The following is a 16143-nucleotide window of genomic DNA, read 5'->3' as shown; positions in this document are numbered from 1 at the left end:
GGGATCTGATGAGGGATGTGTTGGAAGAACTGAGACTTTTGCTGAAACTCATGCGTGAAAAAGAGGCAATAGATCCCGTTGTACTTGACATGAGAAAGACACCTTTGCCGACCGATTACTTCGTCATCGTCACTGCAAACTCCCAGATTCACATGGGAGCATTAAGAGACGCTATCGTTGAATTCTTCGAGAGCAACGGACACCCACTGATTTACTTTGACAAAGGAACAAACTACGATTGGCTTTTGATAGACGCAGGAGATATAGTTGTCCACGTTTTCACACAACGCGGAAGGGAATTTTACGATTTGGAGGGACTTTGGGAAACAACAGCGGTCAGGTTGGACTAAGCCTGACCGCTGCAACCAAGAACGTTTCTCATTTTGTGCTTTACAACTTCTTTAATGGCTTCTCTTGCCGGACCTAAGTACTTTCTCGGGTCGAATTCCTCGGGTTTAGTTGCCAAAACTTCGCGAATAGTGGCTGTGAATGCCAATCTTAAATCGGTGTCTATGTTCACCTTGCAGATACCCATTATTGTAGCCTTTCTTATCATTTCTTCTGGAACACCTTGCGCACCCACTATTTTGGCACCATACTTGTTGGCTTTTTCGACAAGATCTTGTAGAACGCTGGATGCACCATGAAGAACTAGTGGAAAACCAGGTAAGCGTTTTGCAATTTCTTGCAACCTTTCAAAATCAAGCCTTGGTTCACCTTTGAATTTGTAAGCACCATGGCTTGTTCCTATGGATATAGCAAGCGAATCTACCCCTGTTCTTTCAACAAATTCAACGGCTTTATCAGGGTCTGTAAAAACTGCCTCTCTTTCGTCAACGACAACGTGTTCTTCTACTCCGACAAGTCTTCCAAGCTCTCCTTCAACGACAACTCCGCGTGGATGAGCATACTCAACGACTTGCCTGGTGAGTTTCACGTTTTCTTCGAAAGGCAAATGCGATCCATCGATCATAACCGAGTTGAAACCCGCATCTATGACGGCTTTACAAAGTTCAAACGAATCTCCGTGGTCAAGGTGTACTGCAATCGGAATATCAGGTGCATCCTCAAGCGCAGCTTCGATGAGTTTTATCAGATAAATTTGCTTTGCGTACTTTCTTGCGCCGGCGGATATTTGAAGTATCACAGGGGCTCTTTCTTCCTTTGCAGCTTCTATAACACCTTGGAGTATCTCCATGTTGTTGACGTTGAAAGCGCCTATGGCATACTTGCCGTAGGCTTTCTTGAACATCTCCTTCGGACTGACCAGTGGCATTTTTGAGACCTCCCAATTGTTTGGATTGAAGCTGGCGGAGGCGGTGGGACTCGAACCCACAAGGGAGCTTCGCTCCCACCGGTTTTCAAGACCGGCTCCTTAGCCAATTCGGACACGCCTCCGAATTTATATATTACTACAAAAAGAGAAAAATCTCAAGGGTTACCACGGGATGGAAAGCTTTCCAAGTATACAAGCACGTTTAGCTCCTGTAACGGTGGTGATACTCGTGTTCAAACCACCAATAAAATCGTTTGCAAGTAAAGCAATTGCCAAGGCTTCCCTTGCTTTAGCAAAAGTTTTGCTTGGTATTAAGACTTTGTAGCCAAAACTTTTAAGATCGTCCATCATAACTTTGTTCAATGCTCCTCCGCCGAAAACGTAAATTCGATCAACTTTGCCAATGTAACGTTTAATGTTTTCATGGATACACCACGAAGTAAAATATGTGAGAGTTCTCAGCACGTTTAAATCTTTAAGTGGTAAATCGTGGATGAACTCCTTGTTGTACCATTCCCTTCCGGTAGTTTTTGGAGGATTCCTTTCCAAGTATGTTTTATCTTTCTCAATGAGTTTAAAAAGGATTTTTTCATCCAGTTTTCCCTGAGAAGCAAGTTTGCCTCCATCATCGTACTCTAATCCAAAGCTTTCTTTCACGTAGATGTCTATCAAACAATTTCCAGGTCCAGTGTCGAAGGCTATAACTGGATTCTCCGTGTAAGTTACGTTGGCTATCCCACCGATGTTCAAAACGACCGAATTTGGTTTTCTAAAAAACACCCAATCAAAGTAAGCCGTGATCGGTGCTCCCTGACCACCGAGCGCAACGTCTTTGGTTCGAAAAGAATGCACAACAGGTATATTCGTCTCAACAGCTAAGACATCGGCTTCACCGATTTGAAGTGTGGCACCTTGCTCGGGCATGTGGTAAACAGTTTGACCGTGATAGCCTATCAAATCAACGTTTTTGCAGAAAGGTTTGATCATTTGCGAGTGAATTTTTCCTATCTCGAAGTTCATCAAGCAAATGTCTTTAACGCTGGACTTTGCAGGATCGTACAGGTCAACGATTTTCTTCCTAAAATCGGCTGAATAGGGGATCGAATGGAACTTTACCAATTGGAAACTGGAATTTCTTCCAAATCCGGTGAACTTAGCAATGACTATGTCCAAACCATCTGCGGATGTGCCAGACATCAACCCCATTATCGTTCTTTCTTTTTGATTTGCAAGCTTTAAAAGATCGACCCAGAACATTCAATTCCTCCAAACACCACGTTGTGCAAAAGTATTCTAATTCTCATTATTTCCTCTTCATGCCTTTTTATGAAACCCTTGTTCGTCAAGAATATGACGAACAAACCATCCTCGCGGCACCAAATGGTTGTACCCGTAAAACCACTGTGACCAAACCCTTTTTCTGTAAGCAAATCTCCGCAGCTACCACCGCTTTCTGGACACATCCATCCAAGGTGTCTTTTGCCATTCTCGGCTTGAACAATCTTTTGCGTGAACAACTTCACAACGTTCTTTGGAACAATTTGACCTTCAAGCAAAGATGACATGAACTTGTAAAGATCCACAACGTTGCTGAACAGACCAGCGTTTCCACTGACTCCTCCAAGGTAGTAAGCAAGTTCATCATCTGGTAAACCAACCAGCCTTTTACCTTCCCTCTCCGATGTAGGCGCTATGTTTTCACCAAAACCAGGTGAAAACCTTGTACTTTTCATTCCCAAAGGTTCAAAAATCGAGTAAACAAATTGATCAAAGCTTTGTGAAGTTATTTTCTCTACAATAGCCATCAACGTTATGAAATTCAGGCAAGAGTAAATTATCCTTTTTCCAGGCTGCTCCACTGGCTGAATCTTTATAAGTTCCTCAAGAAGCGCCTTACCTTTAAAGCATTTCCACAAATCCGAATAAGGTGGCATTCCCGATGTGTGAGAAAGAAGCTGTTGAATGGTTATATCTCTCTTTGGGCCTTCCACAGAAAGAAATCTTCCCACGGTGTCGTTAAGGTGAAGGTACCCTTCGACAAAAAGCTTCATAACAGCGGTAGTTGTGGCAACAACTTTCGTCAAACTCGCCAAATCGTATATGGTTTCAAGATTTGTGGGTTTTACGCCGTCCAAAGTTCCATACGCTTTTTGGTATACGATTTGACCAGGCTTTGCAACCAAAACCGTCGCGCCAGGGTATATTTTAGAAATTCCACTTTCTACGATTCTATCAATTGTCTTTTCAATATCCATTCTTTACAACCCCCATAAAAAGCAGGCAACTTTATGTTTTTCGTCGCCAACAAGTGTTGGTTTCTCTTTTTCACACCTTTCAATTTTGACTGGACAACGTGTGACAAACGGGCAACCTTTTGGAGGATCCACTGGACTCGGTGGTTCGCCAAAGAGCTTTACCGTGGAAGTTTTTCTGACTTCTGGATCCCAGCTGGGTGTTGAATCCATCAAAGCCTTTGTGTAAGGATGCAATGGATTTTCGAAAACTTCTTTGGAATCCCCGCATTCAACGACGTTTCCAAGGTACATAACCATCAACCGGTCGCTCATGTGATACACTACGTCCAAATTGTGTGAAATGAAAAGGTAAGAAATTTTGTACTCCTCTCTCAACTGTTGAAGTAAGTTGATTATTTGACTTTGAACAGAAACGTCCAAAGCCGATGTTGGTTCGTCGCAAACTATGATCTTTGGCTTGAGCGCTATCGCCCTTGCTATGGCTATCCTTTGCCTCTGTCCCCCTGAAAACTCATGAGGATATCTTATGAGATATTCCTTATACAGTCCGACTTTTTCAATCAAAAACTCTATGTACTCATCCTGTTCTTTTTTGGATTCAAAAATGTTGTGAGCTTCCAAAGGTTCAGCTACTATTTCGCGTATTGTCATACGCGGATCAAGAGAACCAAAGGGATCTTGAAAGATGATCTGAACGTTTCTTCGAAACTCTTTCAAAAGATTTTTTGGTACTTTTTTGGTGACATCTTTGTCTTTGAAATAGATTGAACCAGAAGTTGGTTCAAGGATTTTGGCAACTATTCTTCCAAAGGTCGTTTTTCCGCATCCTGATTCTCCAACCACTCCAACAACTTCGTTTTCCATTAGTTGCAAATCTATCTCTTCGAGAGCCCTTACCCATCCAACTATTTGTAAAAAAACTCCTCCTCTTATTGGAAAATACTTTTTCACTTTTTCAAGCCTTAATATGCAACTCATCTTGCATCCCTGCCTGCATATAACCAGCATGCAACAGAACTTCCGTTCAAATTCACTTCTGGTGGTAATTTCTTCTTACAAATATCCATGGCGTAAGCACACCTTGGATGAAACCTACAACCATCCGGAAGATTCGTGGCAAGCGGAACATTTCCCGGTATGAATGGCAACAACTTGCCTTTGTATTCCTTTTTCACGCGGGAGTGTAACAATCCCTTTGTGTAAGGATGCTTTGGATCTTTGAAAAGCTCTTTAACCGAGGCTTTTTCAACTATCTTTCCAGCGTACATGACGTGAACTCTGTCGGCAACTTCTGCAACAACTCCAAAATCATGCGTTATGAATATGACCGACATGTTGTACATCTGTTGGAGTTCTTTCAGCAGATTGAGTATTTGAGCTTGTATGGTTACGTCCAAAGCAGTGGTTGGCTCGTCGGCTATAACGATATCAGGATTTGTCAAAAGTGCTATTGCTATCATTATCCTTTGAAGCATACCACCGCTCATTTCGTGAGGATATTCATCAAACCGTTTTTCAGCAAGGGGAATGTGAACTTTTTTCAACATTTCTATGCATATTCTCTTTGCCTCATCTTCGTCTACATCAAGATGTGTCATTGCGACTTCCATCATTTGTTTGCCGATGGTGTAAAGTGGGTCAAAAGATGCGATGGGTTCTTGAAAGATCATAGATATCCTTTTACCTCTTATTTTTCTGTATTCTTCATCTGGTAATCCGACTAGCTCTTTACCATCGAGCTTTATGCTTCCCTCTACTTTCGCAGGGGGACATTTCACCAATCCCATTATCGTTAAAGCGGTGACGCTCTTTCCACACCCTGATTCTCCAACTAAAGCCAGGGTTTCTCCTCTCTTAAGTTCAAAGGATATTCCGTCAACAGCTTTAACTAGTCCATCTGGACTGTTGAAGTAAACTTTGAGATCACTTATTTGCAGAATCATACCTTCTCAACCGCCCTATATGGATCGAGTGCATCTCTCAATCCATCTCCAACAAAGTTGAAAGCCAAAACGGCTAACATTATGAATATTCCAGGCGTCAAAAGCCAGGGACTTGTCGCTATCACAGACAAAGACTGAGCTTGAGAAAGTAAAAGTCCCCAGCTTGTCATTGGTTCCTTTATACCTAAACCTAAAAAACTTATGGTGCTTTCACCAAGAATCATTCCAGGTATTGAAAGAGTTGAGACAACTATCAAATAGCTCATTATGTTAGGAATCAAATGCTTCCTTATGATTTTGAAATCCGAAACTCCTGCAGCTTTGGCAGCGAGCACAAATTCTTTCTCTCTAAGACTCAGCACCATACCCCTTACAACCCTTGCCACTCCCATCCATCCTATGAACGAAAGTACGATGACTATGCCAAAATAAACCCAGGTACTCGGCCAATGCGGCGGGACTAAAACCGAAAGGGCAAGCCAAAGAGGTATCCTTGGGAATGACCTGAGCAATTCGATGAATCTTTGAATCAGTACGTCTACCCAACCACCGTAGTAACCCGAAATAGCCCCAACGATTGCTCCTATCACCACGCTTATCAAAGTACCCACAAGTCCTACGGTCATCGATACACGACCACCAACTAAAATCCTTGAGAAAAGATCCCTACCAAACCTATCGGCGCCAAAGATCAAGATCATCGCTTCTCTTGGATCGGCTTCTATTCCAAATAGGTGAATATCAGTTTCAAAAAGACCCCAAAATTTGTACTTTTCACCACGGACAAAAAACTTCACAGGGTATATTCTGGACTTATCGATTTCGTATTTGATCGCAAAAGTTACAGGATCTCTGGTTCTTTTTAAACCGTAAACAAATGGTCTTGTTAATTTTCCTTCATGAATTATCCTTATTCTGGTTGGTGGAGCATATGTGAAATTTCGGTGCGATTCCATGAAATTGTATGGTGCTATGAACTCTGCAAAAATAACCAGCAAATAGAGTATCACCAAAATCCAGAGTCCAAAAACTCCCAATTTATGCTTTTTGAACTGGTTAATCACGCGTTTTGTTCTTTCCGTCATCCAATCACCTCAGCTGATGCTTATTCTTGGATCAAGCAGCGCAAGCCCTATATCAGCAAGAAGGTTTCCTATCTGGGTTATCAAAGCTATGAACATCAAAAAGCCAAGAACAAGGTATTGATCATGGTTGAGTAATGCGTTGTAAAAGAAGGGACCTATCGTTGGCAAGTTCAGAATAATCGATACGATTATTGTTCCGCTGAAAACGTTTGGCAGCTGCATTCCTGCTATGCTCACAAACGGGTTTAAAGCATTCTTGATTATGTGTCGCTTAACCACCTTTTCTTCAAGCCCTCTTGCCCTTAAAGCCGTTACGAATGGAGAACCAATTATGTCAAGCATATTCCCACGCATTAACCTCATCAAACCACCAAAATCTATACCAACAACAATTATTGGAAGCCAAATATGCTTCAAAAGATCTACAAATTTCGCCCAACTCCATGGTGCACCTATGTACTGCGGGGAAAACAAACCACCTATAGCTTTCCCACCAAAACTTAAAGCGATGTAAATCAACACAAGGGCAAAGAAAAAGTCTGGTATCGATATTCCTATTAGCCCTATAACTGAAATGGTGTAATCAACAGGCGTATGCGCCTTGTTCGCAGCTATTATGCCCAGTGGTATCGACACGAGCCATTGAAAAATAATCGTGAGCAAAGTGATACCAACCGTCCAACCCAACCTTTCCCAAATCAAATCAAAAACAGGTCGCTGGTAAGCAAAGGAATAACCAAAATCTCCTTTGGTTATTATGTTTTTTATCCACATGAAGTACCTGTAAGTAGCCGGTTTGTCTAAACCAAGTTCTCTTCTCAAGGTTTCAATCATCTGTGGACTGATTCGTGGGTTGTCCAAATACTGCGATATGAAATCACCAGGTTGAAGCTCTGTTATTACAAAGCAAATTATTGATATGATGAACATCATTGGAATCATGATCAAAATTCTCCTGACGATAAAAGCCCACATCTGATGATAAGCCTCCTAAAAAGGCTTCCCCCGAAGGGGAAGCCTTTTGTCTTTTGAGAATTTACAGGATTATTTTCTGTAGCTTGTCCAAACCGTGAAGTAAAGCGTTCCATCCTCAGTGACACCTGCATTGCCTAAACTTTTGTGAATTGCAACGGTTGGAACGCCTTTGCAAACGAAGATAACCGGCAAATATATGTGGTAGAGCTCTTGAACCTCATCGTATATTGCCTTTCTCTTGACTGGATCCATCTCAACTTGACCTTTTTCGAAAAGTTCCCATATGCGTTTTTCCCAATCGAACATCTTTTCAAAGACCGGGCTTGGAGGATCGGTGTCTTTGTTCATCGTTGAATAATGCCAGTAGTAAAGTTGAGTACCTGGTTGCCAGATGGCTTTCCTAAGCTGCAAGTCGGGTTGGTTACCAAAAGCCCTTATACCGGCTTGGAAGTTGCCCGCACCAAACATTTGACCAACCAGCGATGAATCGAGAATCTGAAGGTTAACCTTTATACCGATCTTTTTCAGATCTTCAGCGAATATATATGCTACGTCCTGATATTCCTTTGGAGAGTTTGCAACAAGCAAGTTGAATTCAACTCTTCTACCGTTCGGGAACAACCTGTATCCTTCTTTATCTCTCTTTGTCAAACCGATTTTATCAAGAAGCTCATTGGCTTTCTTCAGATCGTATGGTCTTAAAAGTTCTTCAACCTTGGGATTGTAGAAAGCTTTGTTGGAAGGAAGTATCAATCCCGCGTCTGGTATTGCCAAACCACCAAAGACTTCTTCTATGATTCTTTCTCTATCAAGCGCATATTCCATGGCTTCACGAAATTCCAGTTTAGCAAACAGTTCTTTTAGATCTGGATCATCAACGTCGAAGTTGAAGGAAATGTGAATAGGACTTGGTGTAGCACCAGTTGGTTGGGGAGCATAAACTTTGAATGGTGCTTTTCCTTCAAGTTCCATTTGTTTAAGCATTGGATAATCTTTTCCGGATATACCCATGTAATCTATTTCTCCTGCTATGAGCTTAGCCAATCTCATTTCGGCATCTCTTATAATCAAGTACTCGACCCTGTCAAAATATGGAAGCCTGTTTCCAAATCTGTCAACCTTCCAGAAATACGGGTTTCTCTCGAGAACTACCTTTTGATCTGTAACAACTTGGACAAGTTTGTAAGGACCGTTCACGACAATTTCTTTCGGATCAGTGTTTGAAAGCCAAATCTTGTTGACAGAAGCTGGATCGCTTTTGTCAATGAGAGGTTCTAACTTATGCTTCGGGTAAATGTAAACGTGGGAGGTTACTCTGAAGAAAGCACCATAAGGTACTGGAAGAATAGCCTTAACCACTTTGTCGCTTACCTTTTCCCAGACAACAGGTTTTTGCTGGCCGGTTTCATCGGGCAATGTAAAACGATCGATGGAATTTCCCCTTGCGTATTTGTTCATGACAAAGTACTGGAATGTGAATATTACGTCATCTGCCGTTATAGGTGTTCCGTCGGACCAGTAAGCTTCTCTGAGGTAGAATGTTACTTCTTTTCCATCCGGTGAAACTTCCCACGACTTTGCAAGAGCTGGGACAATCTCAAAAGTCATAGGATGTTCTTGAACAAGTGGTGCAAACATCGGACCCATGGTCAAACTGTAGGTTGCGCTGTCAAGGGTTCCATACATCAAGAACGACTCAGGAGTTGAGCTGAGTACAAGTCTCAAAGTGCCACCAACTTTTGGATTTGGATCAGGTGTTAACCTTGAATCTTCAACCATGTACTCTGTGGCAGCGAGCAACATGACTGCCGCTAAAACAATTAACAGGAAAACTACAAATTTCCTCATCCAAACACCTCCCCTTATTTGTGGAGAAAGTTCACATTTATATAATCCGATATGTAACGTATTTTGTCAAACACCGGGATAACGCAAAAAACAAAGAAAGGATAAGAAAAACGAAGATAACATGAGAAAATGGAAATTAATAAATGACCATTGACCATGGTACAATAAAACTGGAAAATACCCAGGATATTATAATGTTTGATTCAGTATGTTATGACATTATATCTTATTCTGTAGAACATCGTTACAATTGAGGTGATATGAAGTGAAAATCCTTGGTATCGATGGAGGAGGAACGAAACTTAGAGCCGCGTTGAGCAATGATTTTCAAATCGTTAAAAAATTGACTTTGGAAAGTGGAGTGAATCTATCTGCAGTAGGCGAAAACAAGTTAGATGAAATCTTCAAAAAGGTTAAAGATTGGTCGGGAGAGGTTGATCTCATTCAAGCTGGCTTTTCTGGTGCTGGAAGTGAAGAAAGAAAATCTTTGATAATTCGCGTGTTGAAAAGGTATTTTCCACAGGCGGAGATGAGAATTTTAACTGACGCCGAAGCAACGTTGCTGGCTTGTTATTCAAAAGAACCTGTGGTGGTTGTGATAGCGGGAACAGGATCGATAGTAATGGGTATAACAAAAGATCGAAAGATTGTCAGAACAGGTGGTTGGGGACATCTATTCGATGATGAAGGAAGCGCGTTCAGCATAGCGTGTCAAATAATAAGAAAATCTCTTGAATTTCGAGATGGCTTGAGAAAGTACGACCCTGCGTTTGACAAGTTACTTGAACACTTTAAAGTTCAACGAATAGAAGATTTGGTGGATTTACAAAAACAAGAGGATTTCAAGGAAAAGATAGCCTCATTCGCCAAAGTTATGCCGCTTACAGAATTGGTCGTAAAAACGATTGATAAAGAAATCCAAGCATTGGTTAGAAAAACAAAGAAAATCGTTCGTTTGACAAAATCAAAAACGATCTATCTTCACGGTGGTATGTTCAACGTGAGCTACTACGAAGAAAGTTTTAAAAAGCATTTCAAAGAGATCACATTTGCAAAGCTTGAAAAAAGCTTGGAGGAAATTCTCGCAATAAAGTTGATTTAATTACGAATATCGACTTTCAAAAGAAGAACGTCCCATTTGAACGGATCCGAGTTGTCAATCCAACCGACAATGATAAGTTCGTTATCAGACATTATTGCGTATTTGCAACCATCAGGGTTCTCTATGTTTGAATAAAACTCGCTCAAAACATTTCCTTTTTCATCAATTCTAACTGCATAAACATCTTCTTCTTTTGTAAATTCGTTTTTTGCAAATCCAATCAATATAAATTCATCATTCTGCTCCAAAACTTTGTTGAACTGTTCCCATCCTTTTGTCCCAATAGTTTTTAACCAAATCAAGTTACCGGAAAAATCTATCTTCATAATCAAACCATCGGCATCGTCTGCTTGTTCGTTCCAGTTAACCCCAACCATAAGAAAACCATCCGCAAGTTGCACCACATCAAAGGCTTTTTGAAGAAACGGATATCCGTAAATTCTTTCAAAGATTTTGTTTCCGTCTAAGTCCATTTTCAGAACATAAACATCTTCGTCTTCAGAAAAAGATTCAGAAAAACCAACGACAAGATAACCATCCTCTACCTCTAAAACTGCATAAGCTTCGTCCAAAGAACTTCCTCCAAACGTTTTCTGCCAAATTAGATTTAAATCTTGGTCTACCTTTATAACATAAACATCTGTTTCACCACTTCCAAACGACGAAGTTCGACCGACAAAAAGCAGAGTACCATCAAAACATACAGTTCCAGCGAGAATCTCATCGCGTTTTCTCCCACCAAAGGACTTTTCAAGCACTTTTTGTCCGTTTCTATCAAGTTTCACAATCCAAGCATCGTAATTGCTTTCAATTGAAAAGGTTGTTCCACCAAGAAAATAATGGCCATCTATCTCCAACGCCACGCTGAATTCATCATCGTATCTTGAGCCAAGCAGTTTTTCGAAAAGTATCCTTCCATCCCTAAAAAATTTGGCCACAAAACCATCGTAAGAACGGTTTTGGGAAACAGCCCATCCGGTAACCAAATAACTCCCATCACTGGTTAGAAGAACATGGTTTGCACAATCGTGGTACACCCTGTTCAAAGATCTCTGTAGAAGAATAGGACTTTGAATGGCAAAAGCACATAAAGTTGCAAGAATCACCAATGAAGCGAAGATGGTTTTCACAATAACCCTCCCCCCTTGGTGTATCGGCAGAGAAAATTATACCATCACAAAATAAAAAATGGTCGGGGCGACTGGACTTGAACCAGCGACCTCCTGCTCCCAAGGCAGGCGCGCTAGCCGTCTGCGCTACGCCCCGACACACTTTCTTCTATATGACCAGAAAATATAATATCACAAACTTTTGGTTTATCAAGTACCCAGCTTACAGGATTTTCTTTTCTACTACTAAACAACGTTGACAAAACGTGATAGTGAATGCTATTATATAGACGTCTTATTGTTAGACGTAAAACAAAGGGGATGATCTTTTGAAAGCTCGGGAAATAATGAACAAGCTTTTTTTGATTCAAAAGATTCATTTTCGATTGCTCAGAAAAAAGCTTGAAAACCTTTTGGTTCATCCTGGGCAAATACCGATTCTGATGATACTTTCAAAGAAAGAGGGAATAACCCAAAGACAAATTGCAGAAAAGCTGGACCTAAGACCTGCAACAATTGCGATAATGCTGAGAAGGATGGAAAAAGCGAATTTGATTTACCGAGTTCAGGATGCGAAGGATAGAAGAGTTCAACGTGTTTTTCTCAGCGAGCGTGGAAGAGAATTGATAGATCAAATTCGTCAGCAATTACAAGATTCAGAGCAAAAAGCTTTCGAGAATTTCTCTCAAGAAGAGTTGACAATGCTTAACAACCTTTTGGATAAAATGTTGAACAACCTAAAAAACCAGCTGGGAGGATACAACTATGATAAAGATTTTTGCATATCTTAAGAATTATAAATGGCTTGCTATCCTAACAATTGCCCTTGTTGTGTTTGAATCCTTCGTAACTCTGTACCTTCCAGACCTTATGTCCAAAATCGTCGACAGAGGAATTGTAACTGGCAACGTGAAGTACATTTGGCAAGTTGGCGGAAAGATGTTGCTTTTCTCCGGTCTTGGCATCGCTGCAATGATCTTGGCAAGCTACACCTCCGCAACGGTTTCAACGGGTGTGGGAAAAGATCTAAGAGAAGATTTGTTCAGAAAAGTTCAGAGTTTTTCCCTCGCTGAAATGGACAAATTCAGCACAGCTTCTTTGATAACCAGAACCACAAACGACGTTGCCCAAATTCAACAAGTTGTTTTTATGATGCTTAGAATGGTCATAAGAGCCCCAACTTTGGCAATCGGTGGAGTGGTGATGGCTTTAAACAAAAGCCCAAGTTTGACAAAGGTTCTTTTGATCACAGTTCCTTTAACCTTGGGAGTTTTTTACGTCATTTACAAAATCGCCGTCCCGATGTTTCAAAAACTTCAGGAAAAAATCGACAAGCTTAGCTTGATAATCAGAGAAAGGGTAACCGGGGTAAGGGTGATAAGGGCCTTTGACAGAGACGAGTACGAGAAAGAAAGGTTTGAGAAAGCCAACGTCGATCTTACCAACACATCGCTGAAGATAAACAGACTCATGGCGTTTTCCTTTCCTTTGATCAACATCATAATGAACTTTACCATTGTCGCGATAATTTGGTTTGGAGCAAAACAAATAGATCTTGGAAAACTTCAAGTTGGATCGATGATGGCAGTCATACAATACGTCATGCAAATAATGTTTGCTTTGATCTTTATCTCGTCAATTTTCATCTTCATGTCAAGAGCTTCGGTTTCAGCAAAAAGAATCTTTGAAGTTTTGGAAACAGAACCATCAATTTTAGATCCAAAGGACCAAATTGTTCCGGAAATCAAAGGTGTAATAGAGTTCGAAAATGTCAGTTTCACATACCCAGGTGCAAGAGAACCGGTTTTAAAGAACATTTCTTTCAAAGCCGAACCAGGAAAGATAACGGCTATAATAGGCAGCACAGGCTCTGGAAAAACTACCATCCTCAACTTGATAATGAGATTTTACAATATCACAGAAGGTTCGATAAAACTCGACGGAGTTGACATAAGAAAGATACCGCTAAACGTTTTGAGGAGTTCTATTGGTTATGCTCCACAAAGACCGATAATCTTCGCAACAACCATAGCTGAAAACATAAGATTTGGAAGAAACATTACAGATGAGGATCTTCTCGAGGCGGCTGATACTGCAAAAGTGCTTGAATTCGCTTCGAAAATGCCAGAGGGTTTAAACACAGAGATTGCCCAAGGTGGTACAAACATTTCCGGTGGACAGAAACAAAGAATTTCAATCGCAAGAGCCATCGTTTCAAAACCAAAGATCTATTTGTTCGATGACACCTTTTCAGCTTTGGATTTTAAAACTGACGCAAGGATAAGAAGAAAGCTGCTTAACAAATTGAAAGATGCGACGGTGATAATCGTTGCACAAAGGGTTGCAACGATCATGCATGCCGACCAAATCATCGTTTTGAAGGATGGAGAAATAAAGGGAATAGGGAAGCACGAAGAACTTTTAAAGCACAACCAAGTCTATCGGGAAATAGTTTTGTCGCAGATCTCAGAGGAAGAAGCTTTCGGGGGTGTGAACAATGACGCGTGACAAAAAGCCTGAGTCGATCGATAGATTTTCAAGACAAATGCCCATGCGCGGACCAAGACCTGGTGGACCATTGATTTTGCAAAAGGAAAAACCAAAACGTCCCATTGAAACGACAAAAAGGTTGATCAAATATTTAAAACCTCATCTTCTTTGGATTCTAATAGCTTTGGCTGCGACTATAGCTGCAACGATTTTGACAATAATAGCGCCGAAAATTCTTGGAAGGGCCACGACGGAGATTTTCAGAGGGATTATGGCAAAAAGCCTTCGATTGCCAAATGCACGGATAAATTTTGAGTACATATCGAAAATTTTGGTGAAAGTAAGTATTTTTTATCTTTTGAGCGCTTTGCTACATTTTGTTCAACAATTTTTGATGGCAGATGTTTCACAAAAAATAGTTAAAAAGATGAGAAGCGAAATTTCGCAAAAATTGACAAAACTTCCCCTGAAGTTTTACGATTCAAAAACGCACGGTGAAATAATCAGCAGGGCGACAAACGACGTGGATTTGATAAGCAACACTTTGCAGCAAAATTTGGTTCAGTTCATTTCCGCGGTGGTTTCAATCGTTGGTGTGATCATCATGATGTTGACCATAAGTCCTCTTTTGACGTTGGTCACTGTTTTAACGCTTCCTGCAAGTATATTGGTGACATTTTTCATCACAAAGTATTCTCAAAAGTTCTTCTCACAGCAGCAAAAGCTGCTCGGAAAGTTAACGGGACATGTTGAGGAAACCTACGGAGGGCATATCGTAGTCAAAGCTTACTGTAAAGAAAAAGATGCCATTGAAAAATTTGACAAGATAAACACAGAGCTTTTTCGAGCGAGCCAAAGAGCACAATCTCTTTCCGGTATGATAATGCCTTTGATGAACTTCATAGGAAACGTAGGCTACGTAATTGTCTCGGTTTTTGGAGGAATTTTGGTTACAAAAAGAGTTATAACGATAGGTGATGTACAAGCGTTCATACAATATTCACGGCAATTCACTCAACCTATAGTTCAGATATCAAACATTGCAAATTTGATTCAATCCACCATTGCAGCAGCAGAAAGAGTCTTTGAAATCTTAGACGAACAGGAAGAACAACCCGACAAACCAAATGCCATAAGACTTGAAAAGGTCAAGGGTGATGTAAAATTCGAGAGAGTTTATTTTAGCTATCTTCCTGAAAAACCTTTAATTGAGAATTTGAACATAGAAGTTAAAAGCGGCCAAAAAATAGCAATAGTCGGTCCAACCGGTGCAGGGAAAACCACTCTTGTTAACTTGCTGATGAGATTTTACGAAATACAATCTGGAAGAATAACCATCGATGGTATCGATATAAGGGACATAGTCAAATCAAACCTTAGAAGAATCTTTGGTATGGTCTTGCAAGATACTTGGCTTTTCAACGGAACCATTAAAGAAAACATAGCCTACGGCAAACCGAATGCAACGGACGAGGAAATCATCCAGGCAGCCAAGGCGGCTCAAGCTCACCATTTCATCATGGCCCTTCCGGATGGCTACGATACTGTTATCAACGAAGAAGCCAGCAACATATCGCAGGGTGAAAAGCAGCTTATAACCATCGCAAGAGCCTTTTTGGTAAATCCAGACATACTGATTTTAGACGAAGCAACCAGCAACGTGGACACGCTGACTGAAATATACATTCAAAAGGCTATGCAACAGCTTATGAAAGGCAAAACCAGCTTCATCATAGCCCACAGGCTTTCCACTATCAAAAACGCAGACTTGATACTCGTAATGAACGAAGGAAAGATAATTGAAACCGGTACTCACAAAGAATTGATGGAAAAAGGTGGATTTTACGCGGAACTCTACAAAAGCCAATTTCTCGGAGCTTTCGTTGAATCTTAGTGCTAAGTGTTACGGTTTATTTTCTTGAGAGTTAAGAAACAGCAAAAACAAGTTTTTTGATGAATTCTACAGCATTTTCATTCAAAAGTTTATCGAAAAAGCTCTTAGGAACAGCAAAAGTTTAAATTCCCTGATTTTTTGAAATGTATATTTATTAATGGACTGC

14 protein-coding genes and 2 tRNA genes are annotated in these 16143 nt (G+C 40.7%); 5 read left to right on the top strand and 11 right to left on the bottom strand.

What is annotated here, in order from left to right:
- Nucleotides 1-8: 8 nt before the first annotated feature.
- A complete protein-coding gene (rsfS, locus tag THETH_RS00165) occupies nucleotides 9-350 on the top strand; it encodes a ribosome silencing factor (RefSeq protein WP_013931362.1) in 342 nt (113 codons plus the stop codon).
- On the opposite strand, the gene fba is transcribed toward rsfS, so the two are convergent.
- The 9 genes from fba to THETH_RS00120 all read right to left on the bottom strand — a co-directional run bounded on the left by fba (nucleotide 347) and on the right by THETH_RS00120 (nucleotide 9382).
- Nucleotides 347-1276 carry a class II fructose-1,6-bisphosphate aldolase gene (gene fba / locus THETH_RS00160; RefSeq protein ID WP_013931361.1) on the bottom strand — a complete coding sequence of 310 codons (930 nt, stop codon included), beginning with the start codon at nucleotides 1274-1276 and terminating at the stop codon, nucleotides 347-349. The genes rsfS and fba overlap by 4 nt on opposite strands.
- Nucleotides 1277-1308: 32 nt before the next feature.
- Nucleotides 1309-1398 (bottom strand) — tRNA-Ser (locus THETH_RS00155).
- A gap of 40 nt (nucleotides 1399-1438) precedes the next feature.
- Nucleotides 1439-2533: an anhydro-N-acetylmuramic acid kinase gene (locus tag THETH_RS00150; RefSeq protein WP_013931360.1), complete on the bottom strand. Its 1095-nt coding sequence runs from the start codon at nucleotides 2531-2533 to the stop codon at nucleotides 1439-1441.
- Nucleotides 2512-3531, bottom strand: coding sequence for a serine hydrolase domain-containing protein (locus tag THETH_RS00145; protein WP_013931359.1), 1020 nt, complete (start codon nucleotides 3529-3531; stop codon nucleotides 2512-2514). Before THETH_RS00145 ends, THETH_RS00150 begins: the two co-directional genes overlap by 22 nt.
- A gap of 3 nt (nucleotides 3532-3534) precedes the next feature.
- Complete coding sequence (locus THETH_RS00140) at nucleotides 3535-4509, bottom strand: ABC transporter ATP-binding protein (protein ID WP_013931358.1); 975 nt, start codon at nucleotides 4507-4509, stop codon at nucleotides 3535-3537.
- Nucleotides 4506-5474 (bottom strand): ABC transporter ATP-binding protein, encoded by a 969-nt coding sequence (locus tag THETH_RS00135; RefSeq protein WP_013931357.1) that lies wholly within the window; start codon nucleotides 5472-5474, stop codon nucleotides 4506-4508. The genes THETH_RS00140 and THETH_RS00135 overlap by 4 nt, the downstream gene beginning before the upstream one ends.
- A complete protein-coding gene (locus THETH_RS00130; RefSeq protein WP_013931356.1) occupies nucleotides 5471-6559 on the bottom strand; it encodes an ABC transporter permease in 1089 nt (362 codons plus the stop codon). The genes THETH_RS00135 and THETH_RS00130 overlap by 4 nt, the downstream gene beginning before the upstream one ends.
- 9 nt (nucleotides 6560-6568) lie before the next feature.
- Complete coding sequence (locus tag THETH_RS00125; protein ID WP_013931355.1) at nucleotides 6569-7534, bottom strand: ABC transporter permease; 966 nt, start codon at nucleotides 7532-7534, stop codon at nucleotides 6569-6571.
- A gap of 69 nt (nucleotides 7535-7603) precedes the next feature.
- Complete coding sequence (locus tag THETH_RS00120; RefSeq protein ID WP_013931354.1) at nucleotides 7604-9382, bottom strand: ABC transporter substrate-binding protein; 1779 nt, start codon at nucleotides 9380-9382, stop codon at nucleotides 7604-7606.
- Between the two features lie 265 nt (nucleotides 9383-9647).
- On the opposite strand from THETH_RS00120, the gene THETH_RS00115 reads away from it, so the two are divergent.
- Nucleotides 9648-10484: a BadF/BadG/BcrA/BcrD ATPase family protein gene (locus THETH_RS00115; protein WP_013931353.1), complete on the top strand. Its 837-nt coding sequence runs from the start codon at nucleotides 9648-9650 to the stop codon at nucleotides 10482-10484.
- Here THETH_RS00115 and THETH_RS00110 read toward each other — a convergent pair.
- Both THETH_RS00110 and THETH_RS00105 read right to left on the bottom strand, forming a co-directional pair.
- A complete protein-coding gene (locus THETH_RS00110) occupies nucleotides 10481-11614 on the bottom strand; it encodes a hypothetical protein (protein ID WP_013931352.1) in 1134 nt (377 codons plus the stop codon). The genes THETH_RS00115 and THETH_RS00110 overlap by 4 nt on opposite strands.
- Nucleotides 11615-11673: 59 nt before the next feature.
- Nucleotides 11674-11750 (bottom strand) — tRNA-Pro (locus THETH_RS00105).
- A gap of 172 nt (nucleotides 11751-11922) precedes the next feature.
- On the opposite strand from THETH_RS00105, the gene THETH_RS00100 reads away from it, so the two are divergent.
- From THETH_RS00100 to THETH_RS00090, 3 genes are read left to right on the top strand one after another with little or no spacing between them, the layout of a single operon-like run.
- Nucleotides 11923-12384 (top strand): MarR family winged helix-turn-helix transcriptional regulator, encoded by a 462-nt coding sequence (locus THETH_RS00100; RefSeq protein ID WP_013931351.1) that lies wholly within the window; start codon nucleotides 11923-11925, stop codon nucleotides 12382-12384.
- Nucleotides 12359-14101 carry an ABC transporter ATP-binding protein gene (locus tag THETH_RS00095; RefSeq protein WP_013931350.1) on the top strand — a complete coding sequence of 581 codons (1743 nt, stop codon included), beginning with the start codon at nucleotides 12359-12361 and terminating at the stop codon, nucleotides 14099-14101. Before THETH_RS00100 ends, THETH_RS00095 begins: the two co-directional genes overlap by 26 nt.
- Nucleotides 14091-15977, top strand: a complete 1887-nt coding sequence (locus THETH_RS00090) for an ABC transporter ATP-binding protein (RefSeq protein ID WP_013931349.1) — start codon at nucleotides 14091-14093, stop codon at nucleotides 15975-15977. Before THETH_RS00095 ends, THETH_RS00090 begins: the two co-directional genes overlap by 11 nt.
- The last annotated feature ends 166 nt before the right edge of the window (nucleotides 15978-16143 follow it).

It is taken from the genome of Pseudothermotoga thermarum DSM 5069 (genome assembly GCF_000217815.1).
Lineage (GTDB): Bacteria > Thermotogota > Thermotogae > Thermotogales > DSM-5069 > Pseudothermotoga > Pseudothermotoga thermarum.
The sequence above is the reverse complement of the archived record's forward strand: the minus strand, read 5'-3'. Positions and strand labels throughout refer to the sequence as shown.

Excerpts from the sequence above, each read along its gene's own strand:
- THETH_RS00120 (WP_013931354.1), bottom strand. The coding sequence starts at position 9,382 with ATGAGGAAATTTGTAGTTTTCCTGTTAATTGTTTTAGCGGCAGTCATG.
- THETH_RS00150 (WP_013931360.1), bottom strand. The coding sequence starts at position 2,533 with ATGTTCTGGGTCGATCTTTTAAAGCTTGCAAATCAAAAAGAAAGAACG.
- THETH_RS00135 (WP_013931357.1), bottom strand. The coding sequence starts at position 5,474 with ATGATTCTGCAAATAAGTGATCTCAAAGTTTACTTCAACAGTCCAGAT.
- fba (WP_013931361.1), bottom strand. The coding sequence starts at position 1,276 with ATGCCACTGGTCAGTCCGAAGGAGATGTTCAAGAAAGCCTACGGCAAG.
- rsfS (WP_013931362.1), top strand. The coding sequence starts at position 9 with ATGAGGGATGTGTTGGAAGAACTGAGACTTTTGCTGAAACTCATGCGT.
- THETH_RS00095 (WP_013931350.1), top strand. The coding sequence starts at position 12,359 with ATGATAAAGATTTTTGCATATCTTAAGAATTATAAATGGCTTGCTATC.
- THETH_RS00145 (WP_013931359.1), bottom strand. The coding sequence starts at position 3,531 with ATGGATATTGAAAAGACAATTGATAGAATCGTAGAAAGTGGAATTTCT.
- THETH_RS00125 (WP_013931355.1), bottom strand. The coding sequence starts at position 7,534 with ATGTGGGCTTTTATCGTCAGGAGAATTTTGATCATGATTCCAATGATG.
- THETH_RS00090 (WP_013931349.1), top strand. The coding sequence starts at position 14,091 with ATGACGCGTGACAAAAAGCCTGAGTCGATCGATAGATTTTCAAGACAA.
- THETH_RS00140 (WP_013931358.1), bottom strand. The coding sequence starts at position 4,509 with ATGAGTTGCATATTAAGGCTTGAAAAAGTGAAAAAGTATTTTCCAATA.
- THETH_RS00130 (WP_013931356.1), bottom strand. The coding sequence starts at position 6,559 with ATGACGGAAAGAACAAAACGCGTGATTAACCAGTTCAAAAAGCATAAA.